Annotated in this window: 3 protein-coding genes and 7 tRNA genes; 9 read left to right on the top strand and 1 reads right to left on the bottom strand. The window is 42.5% G+C overall.

Translation table 11 applies throughout. The features are described from left to right. Window positions 1–68 precede the first annotated feature (68 nt). The 7 genes from AC1DSB_RS14635 (at window position 69) to AC1DSB_RS14605 (ending at window position 778) form a co-directional block, all read left to right on the top strand. Window positions 69–144 (top strand) — tRNA-Asp (locus tag AC1DSB_RS14635). 147 nt (window positions 145–291) lie between these two features. Further along, window positions 292–367: transfer RNA gene (locus AC1DSB_RS14630), tRNA-Phe, on the top strand. A 4-nt stretch (window positions 368–371) separates the two neighbouring features. After that, window positions 372–445 (top strand) — tRNA-Gly (locus AC1DSB_RS14625). A gap of 6 nt (window positions 446–451) precedes the next feature. Next, window positions 452–528 (top strand) — tRNA-Ile (locus AC1DSB_RS14620). A 1-nt stretch (window position 529) separates the two neighbouring features. Beyond that, a tRNA-Asn gene (locus tag AC1DSB_RS14615) sits at window positions 530–604 on the top strand. Window positions 605–608: 4 nt separating this feature from the next. Beyond that, window positions 609–699: transfer RNA gene (locus AC1DSB_RS14610), tRNA-Ser, on the top strand. 7 nt (window positions 700–706) lie between these two features. Continuing rightward, window positions 707–778: transfer RNA gene (locus AC1DSB_RS14605), tRNA-Glu, on the top strand. 147 nt (window positions 779–925) lie between these two features. On the opposite strand, the gene AC1DSB_RS14600 is transcribed toward AC1DSB_RS14605, so the two are convergent. Further along, on the bottom strand, window positions 926–1837 hold the full coding sequence (locus AC1DSB_RS14600) for a 1,4-dihydroxy-2-naphthoate polyprenyltransferase (protein ID WP_477532643.1): 912 nt from the start codon (window positions 1835–1837) through the stop codon (window positions 926–928). A gap of 174 nt (window positions 1838–2011) precedes the next feature. Here AC1DSB_RS14600 and AC1DSB_RS14595 point away from each other — a divergent pair, with 174 nt between their 5' ends. Together AC1DSB_RS14595 and menD are read left to right on the top strand one after the other, a co-directional pair. Continuing rightward, window positions 2012–3394, top strand: coding sequence for an isochorismate synthase (locus AC1DSB_RS14595; RefSeq protein ID WP_477532642.1), 1383 nt, complete (start codon window positions 2012–2014; stop codon window positions 3392–3394). After that, the coding region (gene menD / locus AC1DSB_RS14590) for a 2-succinyl-5-enolpyruvyl-6-hydroxy-3-cyclohexene-1-carboxylic-acid synthase (protein WP_477586971.1) at window positions 3387–4691 on the top strand (1305 nt) is incomplete at its 3' end. The genes AC1DSB_RS14595 and menD, both read left to right, overlap by 8 nt.

Raw genomic sequence — 4691 nt, 5'->3', positions numbered from 1 at the left:
CAGCACGGTAGCTCGTTGGGCTCATAACCCAAAGGTCGCAGGTTCAAATCCTGCCCCCGCAACCAAATGGTCCCGTGGTGTAGCGGTTAACATGCCTGCCTGTCACGCAGGAGATCGCGGGTTCGATTCCCGTCGGGACCGCCATTTTTATTAAGTAATTCTTTAAGAATTTGAGATAAGCAAAGAAGGTCGAGGAAGCAATTGAGTAAAGGAAGGAGCGTACTAACGTACGTGACTGACTGAACGAAAGAAGCTGACAAAGAGATTCAAAGCTTAGCACAAATTCAATGTGGCTCAGTAGCTCAGTCGGTAGAGCAAAGGACTGAAAATCCTTGWGTCGGCGGTTCGATTCCGTCCTGAGCCACCATATTGCGGGTGTAGTTTAGTGGTAAAACCTCAGCCTTCCAAGCTGATGATGAGRGTTCGATTCYCTTCACCCGCTCCAATTTGTGGGCCTATAGCTCAGCTGGTTAGAGCGCACGCCTGATAAGCGTGAGGTCGATGGTTCGAGTCCATTTAGGCCCACCATTCCGAAGTAGCTCAGTGGTAGAGCAMYSSACTGTTAATGCGATGGTCGTAGGTTCGAGTCCTACCTTCGGAGCCAATCTGGGGAAGTACTCAAGTGGCTGAAGAGGCGCCCCTGCTAAGGGTGTAGGTCGGGCAACCGGCGCGAGGGTTCAAATCCCTCCTTCTCCGCCAGATGTAAGGCCCCTTGGTCAAGCGGTTAAGACACCGCCCTTTCACGGCGGTAACACGGGTTCGAATCCCGTAGGGGTCATTTAAAAAGATGCGCTATCTTCGGGATAGCGTGTTTTTTTATGGAGAAATGTCGAATTGTAACGAAACATGACAGACAAAATTCATACAAGCATTTTTATAAACAAACAACCGCAATTGCTAAATGCAATTGCGGTTGTTTTTCATTCTATAATAAGTAGCCGATCAATAAACCTATGCCGAGTAAGAATCCGAATAGTGTATTTGTTAATGCTGTATCTTTCATAGCCGGCATTACTTCCAGTGGGTGTTCTTTTGTTTTGAAAACTTGGATGGCATTCACTGGTTTCTTTACGCTTAAGATCACAAGTAGTGCCCAAGGCGTTACAAGGTTTAGAATAACTAATATTAAAATCCAAATGTATGAAATTACGAACAGGGCTAACAAGACATTAACTGCTCGTTTGCGACCGATTAAGATGGCCATCGTTTTTCGACCACTTTCTTTATCACCAACTAAATCGCGAATATTATTGGAGAGCATAATTGCTGCAACCAGTAACATACTGGGTATAGACAATAATAGAGCAATGGTCGTTATTTCACCTGTTTGGATATAAAATGCGATGAGAACAATGAGCATTCCCATAAATACACCTGAAAATAATTCGCCAAAAGGTGTGTACGCAATCGGGTAGGGACCGCCTGTATAGAAATAGCCGATCGCCATTGACACGGCACCAACGACTGCCAACAGCCAAGTGGTTTCGATACATATGTATATCCCTAAGATAATTGAAACTGCATAAAGCAGTAACGCGAGCTGCATAACTGTTTTTGGTTGAACGCCATTTCTGACGATGGCTCCACCAATTCCCACAGACTTCTCATTATCTAAACCTCTTGTAAAATCATAATACTCATTAAACATATTAGTTGCTGCTTGGATGAGCATACTTGCAACTAGCATTGCTAAGAATAAAGGCCAGTGTATATCTGTATAAGAAATTGCAATCATTGTACCTAGAAACACCGGAACAAATGATGCAGTTAACGTGTGAGGCCGTGTTAATTGCCACCAAATACGCCAGCCACTATCAGCTTTTAAATCGTGTGACATATAGTTTCCGCTCCTTCGTCTTTTTTCACCTCTCTCATTGTACTTCATCCACTTAATTCTGTGTAGATTGTTTGCTTAACGGGTGCTGAATTGTCAATAAAGAGGTATGATAGAAGGTAGGATATTAAAGGGTCCTCATATGTTTATGAAGTCCTAATTACGGAGGGAAGCTGGATGAAACGAAAGTCATTTACATCCACAGAATATGTAGTCGAGGATTATTCTTCGGACGTACATTTTTATACAGAAACAATTGAAGTGAATGGATTATCCTCTGTTGCTTTCTTTGAAGCAGGAGAGTCATATAAAGGTCAACGATTTTACTGGCAAAACCGTGAAAAGACATTTACATTAGTCGGACTTGGACATGCTCATGTCATTACAAGTTCGTCAGAAGAAAATCGCTTTGCAGAAGTGGATAAACAATGGAATGTATTATGTTCTAAAATCGTGAATGAAGAACATGATTTACAGCCAATTTTGTTTGGAGGGTTTTCATTCGATCCAGCCAATAAATTATCTTCCGAGTGGGATATGTTTCCTTCGGCTTACTTTGCTGTGCCTTCTTTTCAACTCGTTATTCGTGATGACAGAGTATTTATCAGCATCCATTTAATCACGAGTGATAAAAATTCACAACTTCAATTCGATCGGTTGCGAGGTGAACGGGATGACCTGATTCATGCAGCACAGGTCAAAGAATTGAAACCTTATGCAAAGCCTCTATTAACTCAAATGGATGAGCGCTTCAAAGAGTTGTATATGGATGCAGTTTCACATGTCACGAAATTTATTCATGCCGGAGAAGCTCAAAAAGTTGTCATAGCACGTTCATTGGCACTGACCTTTGCTGAAGAAGTGAGTTCACCATCCGCCATGTATCATATGTCTAAAGAGCAACCAGAAAGTTTTCTATTTGGTTTAGAGCTTGCAGATAATTTGTTTTTTGGAGCGACACCAGAACGCTTAGTGAAAGTGGAAAATCGACGAGCATTATCCACTTGCTTAGCTGGATCTGTTAAGCGGGGACAAACCGCAACCGAAGATCAGCAATTAGGCAATGATTTACTGCAGGATTCAAAAAACAGGGAAGAACATCAATACGTGGTAGATATGATTACAGGTGTTTTCAACCAATATTGTGATGATGTTAAAGTGCCTAAATATCCAAAATTGATGAAAATCAGGGATATCCAGCATCTATATACACCTGTGGAAGGGAAGTTGCAAAAAGGTCAAGGACTATTGCAACTGGTGAAAGATTTGCACCCAACGCCGGCTTTAGGTGGAGAACCCCGAGGAGATGCCATGGCTATAATTAGAATGGTTGAGCAAATGAATCGTGGATACTATGCTGCTCCAGTTGGATGGATAGATGCAGAAGGAAATGGTGAGTTTGCTGTTGCGATCCGTTCCGCGTTATTAAATAAAACGCACGCTTACCTATATGCTGGTGGAGGTATTGTTGCGGATTCGGATCCGACTTCAGAATATGCGGAGACGTTAGTGAAATTCAGGCCGATGTTACGCACGCTTGGAGGCAAATTACATGGATAATCGTGCAATGTTAACTGAGTATGTACACTCAATTGTACAAGCCTTTCTCCAGGCAGGCGTTAAAGATATCGTAATCAGTCCAGGTTCTCGTTCTACTCCCTTGGCTTATGCATTCAGTCTTACAAAAGAATTCAACACGTATATGCAAATCGATGAGCGATCCGCTGGTTTTTTTGCTTTAGGAATGGCAAAAGCTAAACAGAGTCCAGTTCTTTTACTATGTACGTCCGGAACAGCCGCAGCCAACTATTTTCCTTCTATTGTAGAAGCGAACTATGCGAGAATTCCACTTATTGTTTTAACGGCAGATCGTCCGCATGAACTTAGGGAAGTGGGAGCACCTCAAGCCATTGATCAAGTTCAATTGTATGGAAAACATGTTAAGTGGAGTGTGGACTTTCCTTTGGCTGACGACCATAAAGAGACGATTCCATTTATTGTCCGTCATACGGGGAGGGCCATTGCATACGCAAAGGCTGCACCAATGGGACCAGTCCATATGAACATCCCTTTCCGTGAACCTTTACTGCTTGATTTTGACTATCAAATAGAAGCTTCTTCTTTTCAAAAATCATTACCAGGGGCTATCGTTTCTTCACAGTCCCATTTGGATTTTGTTGAACAGACGATTACTCAAGCAAGACGTGGTTTACTCATAGTTGGGGAGCTATCGGCAGACACTGATAAGACTGAGTTTTGGGCTTTTGCTAAGTCAATCCAGTGGCCTGTATTGGCGGATTCACTTTCTCAACTTCGGACAGGCGTCCCACAAGAATGCCAACACTTACTCATTGATCAATACGATGCACTTCTGAAAAGTGAACACTTTAAACAGTCCATTGTTCCCGATGTAGTTATTCGCTTTGGTGCCCAACCAGTATCCAAACCGCTATTGCTATTTTTGAAAGATGTACAGCCTGAAATCTATATTGCGGTGGATGAAGATCCTTTGTTCAGGGATTCATTAGGTGTTGTGACTCATCATGTACACTCCGAGGCCCAAGCGTTGTGGAAAGTGTTAAGTAACATTCAAGAGAATGAAGCTCTTTCAAAATGGACAGAGGCTAATACGATTGCTACAAAGCACGTTGAGAGATATATTAATGAACAACACGACGAAGGTGCGCTAGCAGGTCAGCTCTTTAAACATTTGCCTGATGGGAGTGATCTTATTTCAGGCAGCAGTATGCCAATCCGTGATGTAGATACGTTCTTCAATCAAACTGATAAAGACATATCGATTTATGCTAACCGGGGAACGAATGGAATTGACGGTGTCGTTTCCACTGCTCTAGGT

The sequence above is a fragment of the Paenisporosarcina sp. P4_E4_2 genome (assembly GCF_056401595.1).
This window is presented reverse-complemented; position numbering and strand designations above follow the sequence as displayed.